This is a genomic window from Roseibium sediminicola (genome assembly GCF_023156505.1).
Lineage (GTDB): Bacteria > Pseudomonadota > Alphaproteobacteria > Rhizobiales > Stappiaceae > Roseibium > Roseibium sediminicola.
On sequence record NZ_JALNMJ010000006.1, the window covers coordinates 149,389 to 171,409 of the forward strand.

The 22,021-nt window shown below is 61.0% G+C and carries 21 protein-coding genes; 10 read left to right on the top strand and 11 right to left on the bottom strand.

The features are described from left to right. Nucleotides 1-147: 147 nt before the first annotated feature. The 6 genes from M0H32_RS10955 to M0H32_RS10980 form a co-directional block, all read right to left on the bottom strand. Entirely contained in the window at nt 148-2,040 is a 1,893-nt protein-coding gene (locus M0H32_RS10955) for a bifunctional sugar phosphate isomerase/epimerase/4-hydroxyphenylpyruvate dioxygenase family protein (protein ID WP_248153808.1), read from the bottom strand. Between the two features lie 48 nt (nt 2,041-2,088). Then, nucleotides 2,089-2,958, bottom strand: a complete 870-nt coding sequence (locus M0H32_RS10960) for a shikimate dehydrogenase (protein WP_248153809.1) — start codon at nt 2,956-2,958, stop codon at nt 2,089-2,091. Further along, the gene (locus tag M0H32_RS10965) at nt 2,955-4,250 is read right to left on the bottom strand and encodes a TRAP transporter large permease (RefSeq protein ID WP_248153810.1); all 1,296 of its coding nucleotides are present in this window, start codon (nt 4,248-4,250) and stop codon (nt 2,955-2,957) included. The genes M0H32_RS10960 and M0H32_RS10965 overlap by 4 nt, the downstream gene beginning before the upstream one ends. After that, the gene (locus M0H32_RS10970; protein ID WP_248153812.1) at nt 4,247-4,753 is read right to left on the bottom strand and encodes a TRAP transporter small permease; all 507 of its coding nucleotides are present in this window, start codon (nt 4,751-4,753) and stop codon (nt 4,247-4,249) included. The genes M0H32_RS10965 and M0H32_RS10970 overlap by 4 nt, the downstream gene beginning before the upstream one ends. 193 nt (nt 4,754-4,946) lie before the next feature. Further along, the gene (locus M0H32_RS10975; RefSeq protein ID WP_248153815.1) at nt 4,947-5,963 is read right to left on the bottom strand and encodes a sialic acid TRAP transporter substrate-binding protein SiaP; all 1,017 of its coding nucleotides are present in this window, start codon (nt 5,961-5,963) and stop codon (nt 4,947-4,949) included. A 129-nt stretch (nt 5,964-6,092) separates the two neighbouring features. Continuing rightward, entirely contained in the window at nt 6,093-6,767 is a 675-nt protein-coding gene (locus M0H32_RS10980; protein ID WP_248153817.1) for a GntR family transcriptional regulator, read from the bottom strand. 149 nt (nt 6,768-6,916) lie between these two features. Here M0H32_RS10980 and aroQ point away from each other — a divergent pair, with 149 nt between their 5' ends. Both aroQ and M0H32_RS10990 read left to right on the top strand, forming a co-directional pair. Further along, nucleotides 6,917-7,384, top strand: coding sequence for a type II 3-dehydroquinate dehydratase (gene aroQ / locus M0H32_RS10985; RefSeq protein ID WP_248153821.1), 468 nt, complete (start codon nt 6,917-6,919; stop codon nt 7,382-7,384). Next, nucleotides 7,381-8,454, top strand: a complete 1,074-nt coding sequence (locus M0H32_RS10990; RefSeq protein ID WP_248153825.1) for a Gfo/Idh/MocA family protein — start codon at nt 7,381-7,383, stop codon at nt 8,452-8,454. Before aroQ ends, M0H32_RS10990 begins: the two co-directional genes overlap by 4 nt. Before the next feature lie 316 nt (nt 8,455-8,770). Here M0H32_RS10990 and M0H32_RS10995 read toward each other — a convergent pair whose 3' ends face one another. Beyond that, nucleotides 8,771-9,568 (bottom strand): extracellular solute-binding protein, encoded by a 798-nt coding sequence (locus M0H32_RS10995; RefSeq protein WP_248153826.1) that lies wholly within the window; start codon nt 9,566-9,568, stop codon nt 8,771-8,773. A 366-nt stretch (nt 9,569-9,934) separates the two neighbouring features. Between M0H32_RS10995 and M0H32_RS11000 the strand changes: the two genes are divergently transcribed. The 4 genes from M0H32_RS11000 (at nt 9,935) to M0H32_RS11015 (ending at nt 13,466) form a co-directional block, all read left to right on the top strand. Next, on the top strand, nt 9,935-10,279 hold the full coding sequence (locus M0H32_RS11000) for an ArsR/SmtB family transcription factor (protein ID WP_248153827.1): 345 nt from the start codon (nt 9,935-9,937) through the stop codon (nt 10,277-10,279). After that, the gene (locus M0H32_RS11005; RefSeq protein ID WP_248153839.1) at nt 10,272-11,378 is read left to right on the top strand and encodes a permease; all 1,107 of its coding nucleotides are present in this window, start codon (nt 10,272-10,274) and stop codon (nt 11,376-11,378) included. Before M0H32_RS11000 ends, M0H32_RS11005 begins: the two co-directional genes overlap by 8 nt. Nucleotides 11,379-11,383: 5 nt before the next feature. Then, on the top strand, nt 11,384-12,235 hold the full coding sequence (locus M0H32_RS11010) for a transglutaminase-like domain-containing protein (protein WP_248153841.1): 852 nt from the start codon (nt 11,384-11,386) through the stop codon (nt 12,233-12,235). 133 nt (nt 12,236-12,368) lie between these two features. After that, on the top strand, nt 12,369-13,466 hold the full coding sequence (locus M0H32_RS11015) for an NAD(P)/FAD-dependent oxidoreductase (protein ID WP_248153843.1): 1,098 nt from the start codon (nt 12,369-12,371) through the stop codon (nt 13,464-13,466). Between the two features lie 57 nt (nt 13,467-13,523). Here M0H32_RS11015 and M0H32_RS11020 read toward each other — a convergent pair whose 3' ends face one another. Next, nucleotides 13,524-14,024 (bottom strand): cytochrome b, encoded by a 501-nt coding sequence (locus tag M0H32_RS11020; protein WP_248153845.1) that lies wholly within the window; start codon nt 14,022-14,024, stop codon nt 13,524-13,526. A gap of 242 nt (nt 14,025-14,266) precedes the next feature. On the opposite strand from M0H32_RS11020, the gene M0H32_RS11025 reads away from it, so the two are divergent. The 4 genes from M0H32_RS11025 (at nt 14,267) to M0H32_RS11040 (ending at nt 17,739) form a co-directional block, all read left to right on the top strand. Then, the gene (locus M0H32_RS11025) at nt 14,267-14,866 is read left to right on the top strand and encodes a GNAT family N-acetyltransferase (protein ID WP_248153847.1); all 600 of its coding nucleotides are present in this window, start codon (nt 14,267-14,269) and stop codon (nt 14,864-14,866) included. Next, a complete protein-coding gene (locus tag M0H32_RS11030) occupies nt 14,863-15,729 on the top strand; it encodes a substrate-binding periplasmic protein (RefSeq protein WP_248153848.1) in 867 nt (288 codons plus the stop codon). Before M0H32_RS11025 ends, M0H32_RS11030 begins: the two co-directional genes overlap by 4 nt. 202 nt (nt 15,730-15,931) lie before the next feature. Continuing rightward, complete coding sequence (locus M0H32_RS11035; protein WP_248153850.1) at nt 15,932-16,699, top strand: substrate-binding periplasmic protein; 768 nt, start codon at nt 15,932-15,934, stop codon at nt 16,697-16,699. A 164-nt stretch (nt 16,700-16,863) separates the two neighbouring features. Beyond that, entirely contained in the window at nt 16,864-17,739 is an 876-nt protein-coding gene (locus M0H32_RS11040; protein WP_248153851.1) for a substrate-binding periplasmic protein, read from the top strand. Nucleotides 17,740-18,017: 278 nt separating this feature from the next. Here the strand turns inward: M0H32_RS11040 and M0H32_RS11045 are convergent, their stop codons facing one another. From M0H32_RS11045 to M0H32_RS11055, 3 genes are all read right to left on the bottom strand, one after another. Then, nucleotides 18,018-19,496: a methyl-accepting chemotaxis protein gene (locus M0H32_RS11045; RefSeq protein ID WP_248153854.1), complete on the bottom strand. Its 1,479-nt coding sequence runs from the start codon at nt 19,494-19,496 to the stop codon at nt 18,018-18,020. A gap of 341 nt (nt 19,497-19,837) precedes the next feature. Then, complete coding sequence (locus tag M0H32_RS11050; protein ID WP_248153856.1) at nt 19,838-20,584, bottom strand: SIMPL domain-containing protein; 747 nt, start codon at nt 20,582-20,584, stop codon at nt 19,838-19,840. 194 nt (nt 20,585-20,778) lie between these two features. Beyond that, nucleotides 20,779-21,843 carry an AI-2E family transporter gene (locus M0H32_RS11055; RefSeq protein ID WP_248153858.1) on the bottom strand — a complete coding sequence of 355 codons (1,065 nt, stop codon included), beginning with the start codon at nt 21,841-21,843 and terminating at the stop codon, nt 20,779-20,781. Nucleotides 21,844-22,021: the final 178 nt, after the last annotated feature.

Here is a 22,021-nt window from a genome sequence, read left to right on the forward strand (position 1 = left end):
TCCTGAGGCAGCGCGCAAGCGCTGTCTCGAAGGATGGGCGGTTTGTTCTGAACGTGTCACCGGTCTACCCGCTTTCGCGGGTACAGGCTTCGTGATGGACTTGGCGGTCCTCTTCAGGATGACGCTTTGGGTTGGGGGAGTCGGCTTCTACCTCACCGGCATGCCCTTGGCGCGGAAGTGGCGTTTCTGGGCGGCGATGCGGAACTGGGCGTTGGCGGCGCCATAGCCCTTGTAGCCGCCGCGGCGCTCGACAATCTCGAAGAAAAAGCCCTCGCCATAGGTCGGGCTGTAGAGCTGGAAATACTCGCCGGTCTCGTCCCGGTCATAGAGGATGCCAGCAGATTTCAGCGCATTCAGGAAATCCTCCTCCAGGCCGAAACGGGCATCGAGATCGTCGTAGTAATTCGGCGAGATGGCGAGTGGCTTGAAGCCGTTGGCCTTGAGGGCTTTCACGGTCTCAAAGATGTCCGCCGTTTCGAAGGCGATGTGCTGCACGCCGGAGCCGAAGCCTTCCTGGATGAAATGCCCGGCCAGCGTCTTGCGGTTTTCCGCACCGTTCAAGGTGATGCGCAGGGTGCCGTCCGCGTTCTCGATCGCCTGGCTGCGCACCAGTCCGGCCGGATCGATGACATCGACCATCGCGGTCTTGTCGGTGTCGAAGATCGACCGGTAGAACAGCAGCCAGGTCAGCATCTCGTCGTAGTTCATGGTCTCGGCAATGTGGTCGATGCGGGTGAGGCCGGCTGCTCTGGTTGCCGTATCGTCGTTCAGGTAAGTGAATTCGGTTTCCCAGACCCGCGAGAGGTCTTTGCTGCCGTCGATGAAATGCAGCACGCTGCCGCCGAGGGCACGGATTGCGGGGATCTTTAGTTCACCCGGGCCGACCGGCTGTTCGAAGGTCTTGGCGCCGAGGCTTTCCGCGCGGGCAACGGTTGCCGCCGCATCGGCTACCTTCAGGCCGATGTCGCAGACATTGGTGCCGTGGGAGAGGTAGGACGCGTGCGCAAAGCCGCGCGGATCTGTGTTGATGACGATGTTGATGCCGCCCTGGCGCCAGAGTTCGACCTCCTTGGAAACGTGCCTGGCGGAGCGCTTGAAGCCCAGGGTCGCGAGCATGGCCGTCAGGTCCCTGGCTTCTCTGCGGTCGGCGGCGAACTCGACAAATTCGATGCCGCCGACAGGAACCCTGTCGGGCATGTCAGGCACCGGAATGCGGATGCCGGGCTCCGTCCGCCGCACCTGGTCCATCAGGTAGAGCAGCGAGCGGTAGCCGTCGACGGCAATCGACTTAGGCGAGCCGCCGCGGAACTGGTCGTTGAAGATTTCCAGTGACAAGACACCGTCATAGCCGGTGGCGGCCACCGCGCGCATGAAGCCTGTGACGTCAAGATCGCCTTCACCGGGCATGTTGCGGAAATGGCGGCTCCAGTAGAGCAGGTCCATGTTGAAGGCCGGTGCGTCGGCCAGCTGCACGAAGAAGATCTTGTCGCCGGGAATGGCGCGGATCGTGTCCGGATCGGTCTTGCGCGACAGGGTATGGAAGGAATCTAGGATCAGGCCGACATGGGCATGGTCGGCGCGCCTGACGATTTCCCAGGCATCGCGATGGTCGTTGACGAAACGTCCCCAGGCGAGTGCCTCGTAGCCGATGCGGATGTCAAAGGTGGCCGCAAGGTCGCCGAGCTCATTGAGGTCCGCCGCGGCCCGGTCGATGCCGCCAAGCGCGATCGGCGAAACACTGGAGCAGATCAGGAGGAGATCCGCCCCCATCTCCCGCATCAGTTCGAACTTGCGCTTCGCCCGCTCGAAGGTCCGGCTGCGCTGAGGTTCGGGCATGCCTTCGAAATCGCGGAAGGGCTGGAACAGGCAAATCTCCAGGCCGTGGTCCCGGACCAGCTGGCCGACCTCCTTTGGGCTGCGGTCGAAGGCGAGGAAATCGTTTTCGAAGATTTCCACGCCGTCGAAACCGGCTGCGGCAATGGCGCCGAGCTTTTCGGCAAGATCTCCGGCGATGGAAACGGTGGCGATGGCGGTTTTCATTGCCTCGATCCTTCGTTCAAAAGGGGGCGGTATTCGGCCGTCGGGCTATCAAAGTCTGGCGAAACAGGCCGACATGCGGTTGGGGTCGGCCGCGAGGCCGGTGAAGAGCTCAAAGGCGCGGACCGCCTGGTAAACCGCCATGCCCGCGCCACCCATGACCCGGCAGCCCGCAGCCTTTGCCGCCTTTACGAGCTCGGTTTCCAGCGGAAAATAGATGACATCCGCGACCCACATGGACGGGCGCAACAGCTCACGCGGGAACGGCAGGCCGGGCAGCTTTTCCATGCCGACCGGGGTGGCATTGACCAGACCGTCAATGTCCCGGGACGTTGCCGCGATGTCGGTGCTGATGGAGGCCGAGGCAGCGCCTTTCTGACGGCAGACGGCGTCAACCAGGGTTTCTGCCTTCCTGGGATCCTTGTCGTAAACAGCGAGATGCCCGACGCCGTTCTCCATCAGCGCGAAGGCAACGGCGACACCGGCGCCGCCCGCCCCGACAAGAAGCGCCCGGTCCAGGGCGGCGCCGGACATGGTCTGCCGGAAACTTTCGGCAAAGCCCCAAAGGTCGGTGTTGTGCCCGATGCGTTTGCCGTCCCGGAACACCACCGTATTGACGGCGCCGACCGCTTGAGCGTTTTCAGACAAGCCGTCGAGATGCTCCATCACCTCCAGCTTGAAGGGATAGGTGACGTTCAATCCGGAAAAGCCGCAGTTTTCCGCCGATTTGACCATGTCGCCGATGGAGATCTCCCGTCGGCCGATGCGGTCGGTGTCGAAGAGCCGGTAGACGTATCGGATGCCGTTGGCGGCGCCTTCCGCCTCGTGCATCGCGGGGGTCCTCGACAAACCGATCCCGCTGCCGACAAGGCCTGCGAGGATGGTTTTCGGCGTGCCGAGCGGTTGTAGGTCTGCGATCATCCCGGATACCCGAAGAGGCGAGGCAGCCACAGAATGAGACCGGGAAATAGGATCAGGACGAGCAGCGCCGCGACAAGGACAGCCAGGAACGCCCAGATTTCGGAAATGATCTCCTTGAGCGGGATCCTGCTGACCGCGTTGATGACGAAGAGCAGGATGCCATAGGGCGGCGTGATCAGGCCGATCATGCAATTGACCACGGCCACGACACCGAAATGGATCAGGTCGATGCCAAGCTCGCGGCAGGTCGGCAGAAACAGCGGGATGATCACGAGAATGATCGTGGTCGCGTCCAGAACACAGCCGAGCGCAAGCAGCATCAGGTTCACGCCGAGCAGGAACACGATCGGCGACACGTCGAGACCGACAAGCGTTCCCGCCAGAAGGTTCGGAATGTTTTCCGAAGCGACGATATAGTTGAGGATCAGCGCGCCGCCGATCACGAGCCCGACGGCGGCCGAGGACCGGGCGCTTTCCACGAGGATCCGGTAAAGCGCGCCCACGCTGAGCGCGCGGTAAAACAGACCGGCCAGCAGCAGGGCGTAGGCGGCTGCAACGGCCGCGGCTTCCGTCGGTGTCGTGACGCCGCCGTAGATCCCGTAAAGCAGGATGGCGGGCATCAGGAGGGCTGGAAACGCGTTGACGGTGTTTTGCGGCAACTCGCTCAAGGGCACCGGGTCCTCGTGGGCGAAGCCGCGCCGGGTGGAGATGAAGGTGTTCATGGCCATGATCACCACGCCCATCAGAACGCCCGGCACAATGCCGCCGAGGAACAGGTAACCGATCGACTGATTGGAAACGAGCGCGTAGAGGACCATCGGAATGGACGGCGGAATGATCGGTCCGATCGTCGCTGAAGCCGCAGTGATGGCGGCTGCATAGCCTCGTGTGTAGTGACCGCTCTTGACCATCATGTCGATGATGATCTTGCCGATGCCGGCGGCGTCCGCGACCGCTGACCCGGACATGCCCGAGAAGATCAGCGACGCGACCACGTTGACATGGCCAAGGCCGCCCCGGAACCGGCCGACCGTCGCGACGCAGAACTGCAGCAGCCGTTCCGAGATGGTGCCCGCGTTCATGATATTCGCGGCAACGATGAAAAGCGGCACCGCGAGCAGCACGAAGCTTTCGTAAAGTCCGGCGAGGATCTGTTCTCCGGCCAGCGCCAGGTCCTGTCCGGCAACGGCCAGATACACCAGCGAACCGGCCAGAATGGCATAGGCAATGGGGGTGCCGATGGCCGCCAGCAGAAAGAGTGTCAGAAGGCAAAGCGCCAGCTGCAGGCTCATCCTTCTTCCCCCACATGAATTTCATGAGCGTCGGCGGGGGCGCCATGCCGCAACACATGGAAGAAGGACCAGGCATACCGGAGCACGACCACGGCAAGAAAGATCGCGTATATAGAATAGATCGTTCGCATGGGGATTTTCAGCGTGGCGCTCTTCTTGATCTTCAGGAAATCGATCCAGTCCCAGGTCGGCAGAAACGACCAGGCAAGTGCCGATGCAATGGCCAGCGCCGACACCATCGCCATGACCTTCCGGGGCCCCTTGGGCACCGCCAGATAGAGAATGTCAAAGCTGACATGGTCACGCTCGCGGACGATGAAGGCATTGCCGAAAAAAACGATCCAGACCCAGAGCACGAGGCAGAGTTCGAGTGTCCAGCCAAAGGGCTGCGCCATCACGTAGCGCGAAAAGATCTGCAGCAGGAAAGTCAGGAACATGGCCCCCAGCATGAGGGCGGCTATGGCTTCGCCGCATTTCATTCCCCACTTGGATAACAGGGACATGCCTCTCCTCCCGACCAACGGTTGTCTGTTGGCGCCAGTTTGCTGTCTGGGTGAGTAAACTCAAGGCGAATGCGCCCTGAAAAATTCCGGCCGGTAGACGGGCTCGCACCGGCCGGAAGTCACGCAGCTGTTCCGCTCGATTGATCAAGCGAAGGGGTGGGAACCCGTGTTGCCGCGTGACGGCTTTGCAGGATCAGTTGCCGAGGGCGTTGATCTTTTCCAGGAGCCCGTCCGGCCAGTTGGCCGCATAGTCGCTCTCCAGATACATGCCCTGAACGCGGTCGCGGAACGCGGCGACATCCGGCTCGTAGATTTCCATGCCCTGTTCCTGAAGGAAGGACACGAGATCCTCTTCCTTCTTCAGCTGGGCCTGCCGCCCCGCTTCCGCAGCGTCGTCCGCGGCTTTCTGGACGGCAGCCTGCTGATCCGGTGTGAGGCTGTCCCAGACCTTCTTGGACAGGGCGATGTAGTTGAGGTCGACCAGATGAGACGTCAGGATGATCTGGTTCGTGACTTCATAGAACTTGGCATCGACCACGGTCGGCAGCGGGTTGTCCTGCCCGTCGACGGCACCTGTCTGCAACGCGGTATAGACTTCGGTGAATGCCATGGGCGTCGGATTGGCGCCAAGCGCCTTGCCGAGAAACTGCCACGCATCCGTGCCGGGCATGCGCAGATTCACACCGGCAAGGTCTTCAGGTGTCTTGACCGTCAGCTCGTCCTTGCTCTGGCGAAGGTTCACCTGACGGCGGCCGAGATACATTACGGACAGCAATTTGACGCCGAGCTCGTCTTCCACCTTCTGCTTGAAGGCGTCCATCAGCTCATTGTTGAAAACGGCCACCTGGTGGGCGGCATCCTGATGAACGTAACCAGCGGTGAAAATCGAAAATTCCGGAAAGAAGACGGCCAGTTCCTGCGCGGACGTGATCGACATTTCCAGGTTGTCGCGCGCGATCGCCTCGAGTTCGGTGCCCTGCTTGAACAGCGTGGCGTTCCAATGCGGTTCGAACTCGGCGAAGTCCGCGACGGCCGGGCCGAAGACCTCGGTCATGGCAACCGCCCGCTGGTCGGTGGCCGAAGCCGGTGCGGACAGACGCAATTTGATCTTGTCGGCGGCGCTCGCGGCGGTTCCGCCGAGCGTTGACGCAGAAACTGCAAGGGCCGCTGCTGTCGCAACAAAGGTGCGGCGGTTCAGATATTTCCTCATGTGGTTCCTCCCATATGCGGCGGGCCGGCGAAATCGCAGACGACCACTCCGCTGCAATCAATTACACAGGAGGAGGTCCGTTTCAACATACATTTTAAGTTTTGTAGGCTATTTTGAATTTTGATCTTGTTATGCCTGCTTTTTCTCCCGGTTGGCGATGCTGTGTTCAACGCCGCCAAGGATATGGGTTTCAAGCACTTTCCCTGCCGTTTCCGCGTCATGCGCAAGGGCGGCATCGTGCAGCAATTTGTGCTCCTTTGCCGCTTCCTCACCGCGAAAGGTCAGTGTAAGCATCTGATAACGAAGATATTTGTCGAAAACGGCTCCATGCGTCTCAAGCAACGCCCTGGAGCCGCATCCGGAAATCAGGGCGCGGTGAAACTGCCAGTCGGCATTCTTCCAATTCTCGCGGAGACTGGTTTCACCGGCCAGCATCTTTTTCTCAAGCACGTGCAGCTTGTGATAGGCCGCGACCACGCCGGCTTCCCAGTCGAGATCGCCCATTTCGAAGGACCGCTTGAGCGCATGGCTTTCAAGCAGGATCCTGAGCTCGGCGATCTCCCTCAGGTCTTCGTCGGAAACCGGGGCGACCTCAAAACCCTTTTGGCCTTCCGCCACCACAAAACCGTCTGATGTCAATCGGTTAAGGATTTCCCGCAGGGTGGTGACGCTGACATTGTAGCGCTTGCGCAAGGGTTCCAGCCGCAGCCGCTCGCTTGGTTTCAGCTGACCAAAAACGATGTCGTTTCGGATGTTCCGATAGGCGCTGTCACCGACCGTATCACTCTCTGCTGCCTCGATCATTCCGCTCCAACCTGATCTCGCTCTTGACGGTTTTCAAAAATATAGGATATTTTTAAGAATATAGGAAATTCAAAAAAACACGCCCTATCGACCAATACCTATCCGCAAAGCCGGCGCAATGTAACCTTCCAGTTCAAGGATCCAGAGTTTTGACTTCGACAGTGTTTGTCCTGAACGGACCCAACCTCAACCTGCTGGGCAAGCGCCAGCCGGACATCTATGGCCATGAGACCTTGAGCGATGTGGAGACTGCCTGCCGGGAGCAATGTGCCCGCCAGGGGATTGAAATCCGGTTCCATCAATCGAATACCGAGGGCCAGATCATAGACTGGATCCATGAGGCACGGGATACCGGTGCGGCCATCGTCATCAATCCGGGTGCCTACACGCATACCTCCGTCGCGATCCTGGATGCCTTGAACGCCTTTGACGGTCCCGTCTTCGAAGTCCACATATCCAACGTGCACAGGCGTGAGAGCTTCCGGCACCATTCCTATGTCTCGCTGCGGGCGGACGGCGTCATCGCGGGGTTCGGCACGCAAGGCTATCTCCTGGCGCTTCAGCGGGTTGCACACGTGCTTGGCGTCTCGTCGCCGGTAGCGGGAACGGCGGTATGACGGCACCCGTGTCCCTTGCGGTTGCCGGGGCCGGCCTCATCGGCAAACGCCACATCCAGGCGATCGATGCCGTCGGTGACGTGTGCCTGTCGGCCATCGTCGATCCGGCCGCAGGGGCTCAAGATCTGGCCCATGACCTGGGTGTCGCCTGGTATCCCGATCTGGAAGCCTTGTTCGACAGGGAAACGCCCGGTGGCGTCATCCTCGCCACGCCCAACCAGCTTCATGTTGCAAACGCGCTTGCCTGCATCGAAGCGGGGGTTCCGGCACTCGTTGAAAAGCCGCTTGCCGCCGACCTGGCCGGAGCGCAGCGGCTGGCAGACGCCTCGGACGCGTCCGGTGTGCCGTTGCTGGTCGGTCATCATCGCCGCCACAATCCGCTCATTGCCGCGGCAAAGGCAAAACTGGACGAAGGCGCACTTGGAACCATCGTCGCGGTTCATGGCATGTTCTGGCTGATGAAACCCGACGACTATTTTGATGTCGCGTGGCGGCGGCAACCTGGAGCCGGTCCGATTCTGGTCAATCTCATTCATGACATCGACCTGTTGCGCCATCTCGTGGGAGAGGTGGTCTCTGTCCAGGCGCAGGCCTCCAGCATCGTGCGCGGCAACCCGGTCGAGGAAAGCTGCGCCATCCTGCTTCGGTTCGAAAACGGTGCCCTTGGAACGGTCAGCGTGACGGACACAGCCGTCGCTCCCTGGAGCTGGGAACTGGCGGCCGCTGAAAACCCCGCCTACCCGGCGACGGGCGAGTCCTGCTACTTCATCGGCGGCACACACGGCTCGCTGGAACTGCCGAATATGAAACTCTGGTCCAATCCGGCCAAACGCAGCTGGTGGGAACCGATCAGCGCCTGCCGCTTTCCGCAGCCGAGCGGCGACCCGTTGATCCGCCAGATCAGCCACTTCGCCGGTGTTATCCGGGGAGACGAGGTCCCGCTCGTTCCGGCACGCGAAGGCCTGCGCTCCATGCAGGTGATCGACGCCATCCAGCGCTCGGCCCACTCGGGTGAGAGTGTGCAGCTGTCCGGTGAACAGCACCCCGACGTGACGCGACGGTCTGCGTAGCTGAGACATGCGCTAGTGTGGTGAATTTGAAATTCGCCTCATTGTTGCAGCGACCATCGATGCGAATTTCAAATTCGAAAACCACACTAGAAACATATGCTTGCTAGTCACCCTTTTGAATCTGAAGCTCGTTCCGAGTGTGCCGGGAAGTAAGACGAACTTCAGATTCGGGTGACTAGCTGGCGAAAGCACTGGGTCCGACCTGTGGGAATGGCTTGTGGCTCCCAGGAGGGCACGGTCGGCCGCAGATTCCGGGAATGCGACCGGTGAGACTAACCAGGCACCGGTCCCATCATTCATTTTGCCAAAAGGGGCGTCACCGGACCCAGCCCTCTGACGCCATGATTTCCTGGCCTTCTTCCGAAATCAGGAAGTTGACGAAGTCCCGGGCCTCCGGGCTGGCATTCGGGGCAACCGCCACGCTGATATCGCGCCAGATCTTGCGTTCCGGCTCGATTTCGACCAGCTCCAGGTCGTCCGGATGGGTCAAAGGCCAATTGGGCCAGGTGATCCAGGCATCGGCGTCCTTTTCCTTGAAGGCGCGGAAGCTGGCGCCGGAGCCAAGGGAGAAGTCGACAATGTTTTTACGGAAGGCCGCCACATCCTCAAGCTCCCCCAGCCTGCCGGCCACATCTTCCCAGGTGCCGGTGCCGGACGTGTTGTAGACGCCGGCGCCTTCGGTCACCACGATCCTGATATCCTCGCGTAGAAGATCGTCGAACCCCTTGATGTTCTTCGGATTACCTGTCTTTACCGCGATCACGGCGGGGCGCAGGTAGATCGGCTCGACCAAATCGGAGGAAAAGGTCTTGTAGGTCTGAAGGAAGGCCGTCATGGATTGCTCGGACGTACCCCAAATGATGTCGGCATCCGCCTGGGCATCCCGCGACCAGCGGCTTTCGGGACCGGCGACGATCTCTACCTCGGTGCCGGTGCGTTCCTGCCAGACATCCGCAACCTTCTGAAAGGCCGTGTGTGGCCCGCCGGCGCCATAGAGCTTGACGATACCGTCGAGCGGCTGGTGTTTGATGGATGGGTCATAGAGATCGCCCGCGAAGGCCAGCCCGGGGGTCAGAAGCAGGGTGCTCAGTGCAATAACTTTCGCGACTTTCATTGTCTGTCTCTTTTCGTTTTACAAGGTCGTTTGATCGTGGCGCCTCGCTTTCTTCGGCGATGGCGCGGGCAAAATGAGTTGCGAATTGAGGTCAGATTGGGGCTGCCGGATGACGCATATTTAATCTGACGCCAAGATGCCGGTAAGGTCTTTTAAGTAGTAGGAATTACTTTTGATTTTGCGCTTGAGGTGCTCGATTTTCGGTATCAATTCGATGTCACGCGAACGTGTCGCGGCGACGGTCTGGACAGGGTTTCGGTGTCGTGGGTGCATCGTTGCCGACGGCAGAACCGACCATGATCAAACATTGACAGCCTTTAAAAAACTATATAACTAGAAATATAGTTATATCGTGTGAGGCACGGAATGGATCTGGAAATTGCGGCGCAAGGTTTTGCAGCGCTTGGCTCGGAGGCCCGGCTGCAGGTGGTGCTGACCCTGGTGAAGGCGGGGCAGGGCGGTCTGACGGTGGGAGACATCCAGTCGCGCACCGGCATGGCCGCCTCAACCCTGGCGCATCATCTGAAATTTCTCGCCTCCGCAGGCCTTGTCATCCAGGAAAAGGACGGCCGTTCGGTGTTCAACCGGGCCGCCTTCGATCATCTGGAGAGCCTCGCCGGCTACATCCTGAAAGAATGCTGCGCCGACGAGGCCGTTTGTGCGCCAACGTCAACGAAGACCCTTTCCGAGAAAGAGCTTTCCCATGACTGACACCGTGAACGATCTCAATCCATCGAGCGGTGGCAGCTGCTGCGCGCCGAAAACTGCCTGCTGTACAGCGCCAAAGCCGAAATGGTCCTGGCAAAACTTCCCGGGCAAGGACTATCTGTTCTCGACCTGGGCGATTGTGGTGGGCGGACCGCTCCTGGTGCTGCTGCTCGATCCGGTGCAGTTCGTCGCTTTCGTCACCTTTGCCGTCAAGGCCTTCGGCGGCACGCTGCCCTATATCGCCTTTGCCGTTGCGCTGATTGCCTGGCTGAAGGCGTCCGGCGCCGAGGCCTATGTGGGCAAGGCCTTCGAAGGACGTGAGACCCAGGCGATCGTGCTGGCGGCTCTGTTCGGCGGACTGGCGCCGTTCTGCTCCTGCGAGGTCATTCCGTTCATCGCCGGGCTGCTGGCGGTCGGGGCGCCGCTTTCGGCGATCATGGCCTTCTGGCTGTCCTCGCCGTTGATCGATCCACCGACGCTTCTGATCACCGCCGGCGCGCTCGGTTGGCCCTTTGCCATCGGCAAGGCGGTGTTCGCCGTCGCGCTCGGCCTCTTCGGCGGCTTTCTGGTTTCGGTGCTGCTTCGCGGCGGTGCCTTTGCCAATCCGGTGAAAATGGGTGCGGCGACGGGGGGCTGCGGCTGCGGGGCGTCGCCCAAGACCGGCCGGCCGGTGTGGCGCTTCTGGCACGAGGACCAGCGCAAGCAGAAATTCGGCGCGGAGCTGAAGGCCAACGCGTTTTTTTTGATCAAGTGGCTGGCGCTTGCCTATGTGCTGGAAGCCGCGCTGGTGACCTATGTCCCCGCCAACCTGATCGCCACCGTTGTCGGCGGTGATGGTCTTGGCTCCATCGTGATTTCCGCCCTGGTCGGCATGCCTGCCTATCTGAACAGCTATGTGGCGCCGCCGCTGCTCGCCGGACTGATGGACCAGGGCATGAGCGCGGGCGCGGCCATGGCCTTCATGATTGCCGGTGCCGTCAGCTCCATCCCGGCCATGGCCGCGGTCTGGTCACTGGTCAAGCCGCTGGTCTTTGCCACCTATCTTGGCCTTGGGTTCGCGGGCGCCGTGCTGTCGGGCCTGATCTTCCAGCTGTTCGTGTGAGGAATATGATGCGCACCAATGTGACCGTTTCCGTCGCGCCGCTTGAAGGCCGCACCGGCAAGCTGCTTGTGCCGGTCGGCCTGCCGACGCCGCATCAGTTGCCGGTCGGGTTCGAGGTCACGGGCGGTGACATCACCCTGACCGGCGAGGAAACCACCGGCCAGTTTGCGGCCCTGGTGACGCCCGAACCGGGAGAGGACGTGGTTGTCCGCTACGCCTACCGGGACAAGGGCCCCGGCTATCCAGACGCGCTGTTCCACCCGCGGCGGAACCGCTTTACCAGCGCGGCGCAGGACCTGATGTTCGACGCGATCAACATTGCCGATGCGCAGGTGAACGGCCATGCGGCAATCCAGGCACTGGTCAACGCGGCAGCGGAAAAATTCCGCTATGCCCATCCGGAGGTGCGCTTCAACGACGGCTGCGAAGAGGTGCCTTATCTTGCCTGCGGCCTCACGGAAGGCTCCTGCGTCGACATCAACACCTACCTGATCGCGTCCCTGCGCGCTGCGGGTTACGAGGCGGGCTATGTCACCGGCTACTTCTTCCCGGAAGAGAAAAACGGGTCTTGCGACGACATGCATTGCTGGGTCGTGACCCGCCATGACGGCGTGGTGCTGGAATGGGACATTGCGCACCACCTGAAAATGGGCACCAGGGACGTCTCAAGCGGGCTCAACCCGAAGCCCGGCGACCGGGTGGCGGTCGCCCATTCCATGGGACTGAGCTTTCCGGATCTCGGTATCTCCTGCGAGAAGCTGATCGGCGAACCGGCCTGGGTCGGCGTCGAAGGCCGACTTGAAAAGGCGGAGGTGACGATCCGGCGCGAGGTCGTTGGCAGGAAGGTGGCGGCATAAGCCCTGTTGCCGGGATCTCCCAAGTGTCCACGGCCCCCAGCGCATAGCCGGCATGTGTGGCGTCAGGCATCAACCGTCTTGCGCGGCCGTGCCATCCAGCTAGTCTGCCGGTTCACACCGCAGGACGATTCCCATGACTGTTTTGATTGTTGGCGCAGGTATATCCGGCCTTTCCACCGCCTGGGCCCTGACCAAGCGGGGCGTACCCGTCACGCTACTGGAGCAGGGACCTATCCCGAACCCGCTGTCCGCCTCCGGCGATCAGCATCGCATCATCCGCAGGGCCTATGGCGGCCAGGGCGGCTATCAGCGCCGCATCGGCGATGCCTATGATGCCTGGGACGCGATGTGGGCGGATCTTGGTCAAAAGCATCTGGCCGAAACCGGCTTCCTCCTGATGTCCCAGCAGGAAGGCGATGGCGGCGATGTCTACCGGGACGGCTTGATCGAGGGCGGCTATCCGTTCGAACAGCTGACGCCCGAGGAAACGGCAGCCCGCTATCCCTTTGTCGATCCGGCCACCATCCGCTATGGCGCGGCCAGCACCGAAGGCGGCGTGCTGCTCTGCCAGAAGATCGCCATCGGCCTGAAGGAGTGGCTGATCAAGGCAGGCGCGGATGTGCGCGAGAACGCCAGGGTCACAGCGGTGGACAGCGCTGCCGGAACCGTGACCTTGGCCGACGGTTCCGAACTTTCCGCCGACCGTGTCATCGTCACCGCAGGCGCCTGGACGCTGGGGCTGTTCCCGAGGCTGGATGTCAGCCTGACCACCTACCGCACGGCCGTGGTCTATCTGACCCCGCCGGAAGACCTGCGCGAGGCCTGGGAGCGCGCACCGGCGATCCTCGATCCGGGCGGGCCGGTGGATGGTTATATCCTGCCGCCGGTGGCGGGAACCGGCCTCAAATTCGGTGCCGGCATTCACAAATATACCGCGGCACCGGATCAGGACCGCACGGCCAAAGCCGGTGAGGGCGAAACCTTGCGGGACTATTTCTCGCCGCCCTTCGCCAGGATCGGCGAATACCGGGTCGATGATGTCGTCACCTGCGCCTACACCTTCACCGCCGACGAGCATTTCTTTGCAATGAGCGAAGACAAGGCCACCATCGTGTCGGCCTGTTCGGGACACGGCTACAAGTTCGGTGCCGTCGTCGGTCAGAAGCTGGCGGAAGGTATCGTGACCGGGGACATGGAGGCGGCGCGCGTCTGGCTGGAAGCGCGGGACTGAAGTGAACCTTGAGGGCTCCGATGGCTGCACGCCACCAGACCCTTTTTCAGTTGAGGTTCACGATCGGGTGGAAAACATCCGCATCAGGCCGCCATCCTTCAGGGCGAACTGGTGATAGAGCGCTCCGAGCACAAGCAGGGACACCAGCACGATGAACAGGGGTTCGGCCAGTTCGTGCAGCTCTTCTACCGTGTGGATGCCGCCGTACCAGGCAAGCAGCCCGGTTGCGGGAACAAGGATCATCGCCAGATAGAGCAGGCCATGAACCGCCTTGGCGGCGAGTTCCTGCATGGCGGAGCCGGGCAGCGGCGCAGGCACGCCATAGGCGACCCGGACAATCAGTCTGATGACCGTCAATGCCAGAACGGCAATGCCGACCCAGATATGGGCATTGCCCATGAAGGAGACGCCGGCGTCGGGCGTGCCACCATTGCGCAGGGCGCGCTCAAGCGCGTCCATGCCTTCGCCGAAGACGATCTGAAACAGGACAAGAGCCGCGATGATCCAGTGCAGGATAATGTGGATCGGGCTGTAGGCAACTGGCTGGGTCCGGGACATGGGGGTGTGTCGCTCCTGGCTGGCTGAGAGATGCTTCGGAATCCTGCCATGTTCGGACGCCGGCAGGGATCCGGTATTTGTACTATTTGGTAACAGTCTGTACCGGCCGGCCCAGTTTTCGAGAATGGGGACGGGTGCCAACAGGCGGACACCGGGGGCAAGCTGAAGCAAACCGGCATTGACCGCACTCACCCGCCGTGCTCGAACCCAGAACGGGCCCACACAGTCTCAGGCAAAGAGGAATGACCCGCGCCATGCCGATCGACATCAGACGCCTGACAGGCGAGGATCTGAAAGCCGCACTCGATGATCTTGCCGGCCTCAGGATCTCGGTCTTCCGGGCCTGGCCCTACCTTTACGAGGGCACGCGCGCCTATGAGGCGAAATATCTGCAACGCTATGCGGAGACGGAGGGTGCGGTGATCGTCGGTGCCTATGACGGCGTCAGGCTGGTGGGGGCGGCAACGGGCGAACCGCTCGGCGACGAGCTGGAGGATTTCCGCGCACCGCTGGAGGCGCGCGGCCTTGATGTCGAGAACATCTTCTATCTGGCCGAGTCGGTGCTCGATCCGGCCTATCGCGGTCAGGGCATCGGCCATCGTTTCTTTGACGAGCGCGAGGCCCATGCCCGCGCGCTCGGTTTCAAGGAGGCGGTCTTTTGCGCGGTGATCCGGCCGGACGATCACCCTTTGAAGCCGGCGGAGTATGCCCCTCTCGATCCGTTCTGGCGCAAGCGGGGGTATGAAAAACTTCAGGATACGGTGGTACGGTTCCCGTGGCTGGATGTTGGCGACACGGCGGAAACCGAAAAGCCGATGCAGGTGTGGTACCGGAAATTATGACCCGCTTTCCAGGAAACTTCGCGCGTATCGTCAGCGCCTATGCGACGCTGAAGGCCGCGGCGCTGGCGGCGGCACTTTTTGTGTCCTGCCTTGCCGGGGCTCCGGCAGGTGCCGGGGATATCCGGTTCCTGACGCTTGAAGAGCCGCCGACCAACTATCTGGAAGACGGCAAGATCGTCGGAACGACCGTCGACCTTGTCCGAGAAATGGCGCGCCTACTCGGCGAAATACCAGAGATCGATTTCCTGCCCCCGGCCCGTGCCTTCCTGTTGGCACAGAGCACGCCCGACCGGATGCTGTTCACCGCAGCTTTTACGCCGGAACGCGAGGCGCTCGGCTACCGGGCGATCGGACCCGTGATCAGCCGACGGCACCTGCTTTATGCCCGAAAGGGCAGCAATCTGAAGATCACGGACGTTGAGGACCTTGTGGCGCAGGGGCTGACAATTTCCGGCATGGACGCCGACTGGCGCACGGCCTTCTTGAAGGATGCGGGCGCCGTCGTCGAAACGACACCTGAACACCTGCTCAATCTGAAAAAGCTGGTGGCGGAACGCACCGATCTCTGGATTTCCTCGGACATCGAGGCACCGGCCATTCTGGCGGAAGCGGGCGTCGATCCGTCGGCCGTTGAAGTCGCCTATGTGCTGCGAACAGCGCCCAGCTACATTCTGGTGTCGAAGGGAACCGAGCCAGACCGGGTCGCACGCTGGCGCGGGGCCTTCGAGGCCCTTTCCACCGACGCGGATTTCCTGGAGCGCATGACCGCGAAATGGAGCGGAAAACTGGACATGGAGCTCGGCTTTGCGCCGGCCAAGGGTTTTTTTGTCAAGGCCGCTGCGCGTGATGATACGCGGTCCTGACTTGAGCTCGTCTTGTCTTTTCTGATTTTAGTATTCGCAAAGTAATTAATTGAAATTTTTGCCATGTAAATTGTGCTCATGCGATTTTATTGTTTCGATTTAAGGGTGTGATCATCGTTCCTGGCTAAGATCTCGCGCAGTTCGTGCCGGTCAAAAGAGATCTGCGCGCTGGTTCTGTTTGAAGAGGACGAGGAGCGTGTTCATGTTCGGGAAATCCTATCTCGTTGGCGGTGTCGGCCTTTGCCTGATGGCGGGCGGCTCTTTCGCCCAGGCGGCGGAGTGTCCCCGCGGCGGAACGCTGATTGCCGGTGCAAGCGACTACAGGCCCTACCAGAAGGTTGAGGGCAAGGAGGTTACCGGCATGGATTTCGAAGTGCTGGAAGCGGTGCTCGGCAAGCTCGGCTGTTCGCTCGAGGTGCAGGCGCTGCCCTGGGCACGTCATCTGAAAGGTGTTCAGGACGGCACGGTCGACATTGCCTCGCCGGTCTCCAAGAACGAGGAACGGGAAGCGTTTGCAACCTTCAGCAGCCCCTATGTCGATGCCCAGGAAGTGCTGTTTGTCGCGCAGGGCAAGGAAAACGGCTTCGATAATCTCGCGGATTTCTTCGAAAACGGTGGCAAGCTCGGCACCATCCGCGAATATGCCTATGGCGGCGATTTCGCGAGCCTGAAGGAACAATATGGCGGCCAGATCGAGGAGACGGACAGCCTGGAGTCCAACCTGAAGAAACTGGCGGCAGGCCGGGTCGACGCGACCCTTGGCGAAGTCTTCGTGGTTTCCGAGGAAATCAAGCGGCTTGGTCTCAGCGACAAGGTGGTCGCCTCGCAAACCGTGATTTCGTCCGATCCCTCCTATTACATGTTCTCCAAGGCCAGCGTGCCGGCGGACTTTGTCGCCGCCTTCAGTACCGAAATGCAGAATATGAAGGACAGCGGCGAATTCGACGGCATCACCGGCAAATACCGCTGAGGCGGAAGCAGAAGGTGCGCCTCCATACAGGCGTGCCTGCCCGTTTTAGGAAAACGTCAATCCGTTCGCTTCACTGTGTTGTGCAGGTAGGGACAATGGTGTTCTCTGGGCAGTCGTCCCTTCCATACCAACAATGAAGGACAAGGCAGAGCGGATTGGTCCCGATGGCCCTCGAATTGTGCTGGACTTTGGTTAATAGCCGCGTGCGATGTGCCGGCCGGTTTGGGGCTGCTGCCGCCCTGTGCCTGGCCCTGCTTGTAATCGTTGCTTCGACCCAGTCGCTTCGGGCACAGGAGCTGCGCCTGATCACCTCTCCCTGGCCGCCCTCCAACTATCTCGACGAAGCCGGACGTCCGACTGGTCTTAGCGTTGCGGTCGTCGAGGCGCTGAAGACCCGGCTCGATGTGACGGCGCCGATTGAGGTCATTCCCTGGGCGCGGGGCTACCTCACGGCACAGACGAAGCCAAATGTGATCCTGTTCACCGCCGGGCGCACAAAGGAGCGGCTCGACATGGGATTTGAGTTCATCGGGCCCATCGTCATGTGGTCGCATGTTCTCCTTGCTCCGACCGGGAGCCCGTTGAAGGTGAAGGACCTCGATGCGGCCCGGGCACAGAATCTCACGGTCGCGGGCGTACGCGGATCATGGCAGATAAATCTTGTGGCCGATGCCGGGATCAACGTGGTCGAAACGGAAGACCATGAAACGGCAGCGCGCATGCTGCTCGCGGGCCGGGTCGATCTCTGGATCACCTCGCGCCTGCAGGCCTCCGCCGTGCTGCAGGGACTTGGCAACCGCGGGGACGCCGTCACACCGGTCTACACCGTGCGGAAGTCGCCCTCCTATCTGATGGTCTCGAAAGGCACGGATCCGGCGATCCTGAAGGCTTGGCGCGAGGCTTACGCCGAACTGCTGCTGACAGATTTCTGCGACAAGACCGCTGAAGACTGGAGCGCGAAGCTGGGACTTCCGATCAGCTTCCGCAAAGAGGAAGGGTTTGTCGCCGACACGCTTGATCTCGGCGACACGGGATCCTGAGAGTCTGGCCCATAAATGAAGCTGACATGGTTTGAGGCGAATTGGTCTCCATCAAGGAGCGAAAGCGCAGGAAATGTGGTTCATTTTCAAACCCTTCGCGACGCAGAGGAAGACCAATCCGGTCAAATCCGCAGGACATGGAAATGGCTTCACCCCGTGTCGTCAGCGTGCTTGGCCGGGCAATAAGCCCGGCCCGCGCACCCTACCTATCGGTGTTTCGCCATTTCTCATGCCATTTCGACTTCATTTATGGGCCAGACGCTGAGGGCGGTTTCGGACTAAAGCAGTGAACGGGACGCGTCCCGGACATTCAGCGTCGCGGCGTCGATCTGTGTGGTGGCGGCCGAGATCGACTGCATGTTGCTGGTGACCAGTTCCACCCCTTGAGCGGCCGTCTGCATGTTGGCGGAAATGTCGTTGGTGACGGCGGTCTGTTCCTCGACCGCCGAAGCGATGCCGGCGGCAATGTCGCCGATGTTGCGAATGACATCGCGGATCGTTTCGATAGCGGCCACGGCGCTGACCGTGGTTTCCTGGACAGAGTTTACCTGGGCCGAGATTTCCTCGGTTGCCCTGCTTGTCTGGGAGGCGAGGCTCTTGACCTCGGAGGCAACGACCGCAAAACCCTTGCCGGCTTCTCCGGCGCGGGCCGCCTCGATGGTGGCGTTGAGCGCCAGAAGGTTGGTCTGATCGGCAATGCCGTCGATCAGCTCTATGACGGAGCCGATGGTCTTTGCGTCTTCGGAGAGGCCGGACATGATTTCGCTTGAGCGTTCCGCTTCCGAAACCGCGCCCTGCGACACTTCCAGCGCCGTCTGGACCTGGCGGCTGATTTCCTGGATGGAGGCCACCAGCTCCTCCGCGGCGGCGGCCACGGTTTGGACGCTCGAGGAGGTCTGCTCCGCGGCTGTGACCGAGCTTGTCGCCTGTTCGGAGGTTGCGGAAATCGACCGTGCGATCTCTTCCAGATCGCTGTCGATCTGCTGGCGCACGTCAGCGCGTCTGTTGCGCTCGATGACCTGCCCGGTGATGTCGGTGGCGAATTTCACCACCTTGAATGGCCGTCCGCTGGCATCGAGGATCGGATTGTAGGTCGCCTGGATCCAGATTTCCCTGCCATCCTTGCCGATCCGCCGGAACTGGTCCGATTTGAAGCGGCCCTCGGCCAGCTCGTCCCAGAAACGCTTGTAGGCCGGGCTGTCCCTTTCCTCCGGCGCAACAAACAGGCTGTGATGCCGGCTACGGATTTCGTCGAGCGTGTAACCGACCGTCTTCAGGAAATTCTCGTTGGCATCGACAATGGTGCCGTCGATCTGAAAGTGAATGACCGCCTGTGACCGGTTGATGGCTTCGACCTGACCGGCCGTTTCCGCGTTCTTCAGCTTCTGTTCCGTGATGTCCGAGGCAACCTTGACGACCTTGACCACCTTGCCGGCCATGTTCAGCACCGGGTTGTAGGACGCCTGGATCCAGACTTCCTTGCCGCCCTTGCCGTAACGCAAAAACTCCGCCGATTTGAACTCTCCGGCCGCGAGGTCCTGCCAGAAGGTCTGGTAGTCCCGGCTGTCCGCGTAAGCCGGCTCGACAAACAGGCGATGATGTTTGCCGCGGATTTCCTCAAGCGTGTAGCCCATCGTGTCGAGGAAATTCCGGTTGGCGGACAGAATGGTGCCCTCGGGCGTGAATTCGATCATGGCCTGGGACCGGCTCAAGGCCTCGATCACCGCTTTCGATGATCCGGTTTTGAAAAATGTCATGATACTCCCCAAAAGTATCTGGAATGAAGTCTTGTTTACCTTTTTTATCGGTAAGGCATTAACGCAATGATACTTGTTGCGCAGTGTTCTTCTTGAAGGGGAAGTTTGGAAACAACAGGAGGGAGTGTTTAATAGTTGCTCGTTCACCTAAATAAACTTAGACGGGCAATATAGATAATAAGTAAAAAGAAAATTCCATATTTTCAGCTTCTTATCTCTTGTGTGGCGATTGGATCAGCTCTCTGTTGATTTATTCCACATTGGAAAAAATGCCTAAACGCACGGCAGGCGCCCACCAGGGAGGCGCCCGCGGCTTTAGGGAAAAGGTAGTTCCGGGCGTTTTACTTCAACGACCAGCGGATGGTGACGTTGGCGCCGATGATTTCCTCTCCGGCCTCAACCGGCACCGAGCTGGCCTTGGCGGCCATCATGCCTTCGGCGCGCATCATCACCGGCTGGGGCATTTCCACACCGGTTTCGGTTATGGAGACGATCGTGCCGAGTTCGACACCGGCAGCGGCCGCGAACACTTCCGCCTTATGGCGGGCTGCCGCAACGGCCTGCTTGCGCGCCTCGTCGAGTTTTTGCTCCGGATCGCTGACTTCGAAGCGGATGCCGTCGACCGCGTTGGCGCCGCTTTCCACGGTCAGGGTCAGCAGCCCGCCGAGCTTGGTGAGATCGCGCACCTTGACCTCGACACCGTTGCGGATCTCGTAGCCGATGATGTCCGGCTGGCGGTTGCTGGAGTTGGAATGGTCATAACGCGGATAGATGCCGAAGCCCCGGGTCTGGATGTCCTTGGTCTCGATGCCCTCGCTTTTGATTGCCTCGATGACCTTGGCGATGGCCGCGCTGTTACCGGCAAGCGCCTCGGCGGCGTTGTCACCGGTGGTGACGACACTGGCGGAAATCACCGCCATGTCAGGGGCAACGGCGACCGTGCCGCGGCCTTCCATGGTGAGGCTGCCGGCAGGCATCTGGTCCGCCTGCGCCAGAGCCGGGGCAGCGCCGAACAGCGCAGCGCTCAGACCGGCCGCCAGAACGGCCTTGCGTAGCAGAGGGACGGGAAGGAAATAGCGGACTTTCATGGGATTTATCCTTGAAGCAAAAGCGAATTTCAAGGTCGCGACCCTCACCCTTGAATGCGGCGCGGTAATGACCGCACCGTTCATCCACCGTTCAGGGGCTGGGCCGCATGCGGGCAATGCCCCCTTCTTGATGGGGAGGCGGCCGCGCGATTTCAACCGGCCGGCCGATTTGCGTCAGTCTTTGAAAGGCGCGGTCAGGTGTCCGGCCTGTCCTCTGGGCGAGGGGCGATTTCGCCGGTTTGCGACAGCAATACGGCAATCGGCCGGGCGCCGTCGAAGCGGGCGCAGACGATCACGATCATGACGGTCAGGGGTACGCACAGAACCATGCCGACGACACCCCAGATCGCCCCCCAGAAGGCCAGCGACAGCATGATCACCAGGCCGGAAAGATTGAGATTGGACCCCATCAGCCGCGGTTCGATCAGGTTGCCGATGGCGAACTGGATCAGGCCGAGGCCGGTGGCGATCGCGATGAACGGGGCGAGGCTGTCATAATAGACGATCGCCAGAAGGCTCGGGAAGATCACTCCGATCAAGGAGCCGATGGTCGGGATGTAATTGAGCAGGAAGGCGATGAACCCGAAGAGAGCGGCGTAAGGCAGGCCGATCGCGATCAGCACAAGGCTGGTGAGTGCCCCGGTGGCAACGGAGACCGCGGTCTTGATCGAGAAATAATGCATGATCGACCGGTTGATCTCCGCGCGCATAGCGAAGGCGGCCTCGGCGCGTTCCGGCGTGGCGAACAGGCGCTCGAACTTGCGGTCGAAGGTGGATTGCTCAAGCACCAGGAAGAGGATGTAGATGAACACAAGGCTGGCCGAGCCGGCCAGCGTCGTCACCAGGCTGGCCCCAGCGGTCACCATGCGCGGCACCACGGAATCCGGCAGCAGATCCTTCAGTTCGATCGGGTCGTTCAGATCCAGGTGGGACGAGACCTGGTCGAACAGTTCTTCCAAGCGCCGCTGGTAGGTGGGCGCGTCCTGGGCCAGCTGGGTAAGGTTCACCGTGACGATGTCGAGCACCATGGTGGCGGCGACAAAGATCACCAGAAGCGCCAATGTGAGCGATATGAACCCCGGAAGGTGCCAGTGGCCGATCGGGATCGCCCGGATGGCATGGGCCAGCGCGTTGATCATGTACCAGACGATCAGCGCGATCACGAAGGGCAGGATCAGCGAGCGCCCGACGACCAGCAGCCAGCCGATCAGGCACACCAGAATGAGGCTCAGCGTGACAGACAGAAGCGGGGATCGCATCGGCACTCCGGGACAGGATGGCATTGCTTTCCTTTAGAGCGCATGCGGCGCGTGAACGGAACCGGTTTTTGGACCGGCGCATCCGACGGCCCCGCCAGTGGCCGCCTTTCCAGACCTTTTTGCACCTGGCTCCGCAAAACCCTTGCCCACGATTCCCGCCATGGTATACGGAAAATAG

Excerpts from the sequence above, each read along its gene's own strand:
- M0H32_RS10955 (WP_248153808.1), bottom strand. The coding sequence starts at position 2,040 with ATGAAAACCGCCATCGCCACCGTTTCCATCGCCGGAGATCTTGCCGAA.
- M0H32_RS10960 (WP_248153809.1), bottom strand. The coding sequence starts at position 2,958 with ATGATCGCAGACCTACAACCGCTCGGCACGCCGAAAACCATCCTCGCA.
- M0H32_RS10965 (WP_248153810.1), bottom strand. The coding sequence starts at position 4,250 with ATGAGCCTGCAGCTGGCGCTTTGCCTTCTGACACTCTTTCTGCTGGCG.
- M0H32_RS10970 (WP_248153812.1), bottom strand. The coding sequence starts at position 4,753 with ATGTCCCTGTTATCCAAGTGGGGAATGAAATGCGGCGAAGCCATAGCC.
- M0H32_RS10975 (WP_248153815.1), bottom strand. The coding sequence starts at position 5,963 with ATGAGGAAATATCTGAACCGCCGCACCTTTGTTGCGACAGCAGCGGCC.
- M0H32_RS10980 (WP_248153817.1), bottom strand. The coding sequence starts at position 6,767 with ATGATCGAGGCAGCAGAGAGTGATACGGTCGGTGACAGCGCCTATCGG.
- M0H32_RS10990 (WP_248153825.1), top strand. The coding sequence starts at position 7,381 with ATGACGGCACCCGTGTCCCTTGCGGTTGCCGGGGCCGGCCTCATCGGC.
- M0H32_RS10995 (WP_248153826.1), bottom strand. The coding sequence starts at position 9,568 with ATGAAAGTCGCGAAAGTTATTGCACTGAGCACCCTGCTTCTGACCCCC.
- M0H32_RS11000 (WP_248153827.1), top strand. The coding sequence starts at position 9,935 with ATGGATCTGGAAATTGCGGCGCAAGGTTTTGCAGCGCTTGGCTCGGAG.
- M0H32_RS11005 (WP_248153839.1), top strand. The coding sequence starts at position 10,272 with ATGACTGACACCGTGAACGATCTCAATCCATCGAGCGGTGGCAGCTGC.
- M0H32_RS11010 (WP_248153841.1), top strand. The coding sequence starts at position 11,384 with ATGATGCGCACCAATGTGACCGTTTCCGTCGCGCCGCTTGAAGGCCGC.
- M0H32_RS11015 (WP_248153843.1), top strand. The coding sequence starts at position 12,369 with ATGACTGTTTTGATTGTTGGCGCAGGTATATCCGGCCTTTCCACCGCC.
- M0H32_RS11020 (WP_248153845.1), bottom strand. The coding sequence starts at position 14,024 with ATGTCCCGGACCCAGCCAGTTGCCTACAGCCCGATCCACATTATCCTG.
- M0H32_RS11025 (WP_248153847.1), top strand. The coding sequence starts at position 14,267 with ATGACCCGCGCCATGCCGATCGACATCAGACGCCTGACAGGCGAGGAT.
- M0H32_RS11030 (WP_248153848.1), top strand. The coding sequence starts at position 14,863 with ATGACCCGCTTTCCAGGAAACTTCGCGCGTATCGTCAGCGCCTATGCG.
- M0H32_RS11035 (WP_248153850.1), top strand. The coding sequence starts at position 15,932 with ATGTTCGGGAAATCCTATCTCGTTGGCGGTGTCGGCCTTTGCCTGATG.
- M0H32_RS11040 (WP_248153851.1), top strand. The coding sequence starts at position 16,864 with ATGGCCCTCGAATTGTGCTGGACTTTGGTTAATAGCCGCGTGCGATGT.
- M0H32_RS11045 (WP_248153854.1), bottom strand. The coding sequence starts at position 19,496 with ATGACATTTTTCAAAACCGGATCATCGAAAGCGGTGATCGAGGCCTTG.
- M0H32_RS11050 (WP_248153856.1), bottom strand. The coding sequence starts at position 20,584 with ATGAAAGTCCGCTATTTCCTTCCCGTCCCTCTGCTACGCAAGGCCGTT.
- M0H32_RS11055 (WP_248153858.1), bottom strand. The coding sequence starts at position 21,843 with ATGCGATCCCCGCTTCTGTCTGTCACGCTGAGCCTCATTCTGGTGTGC.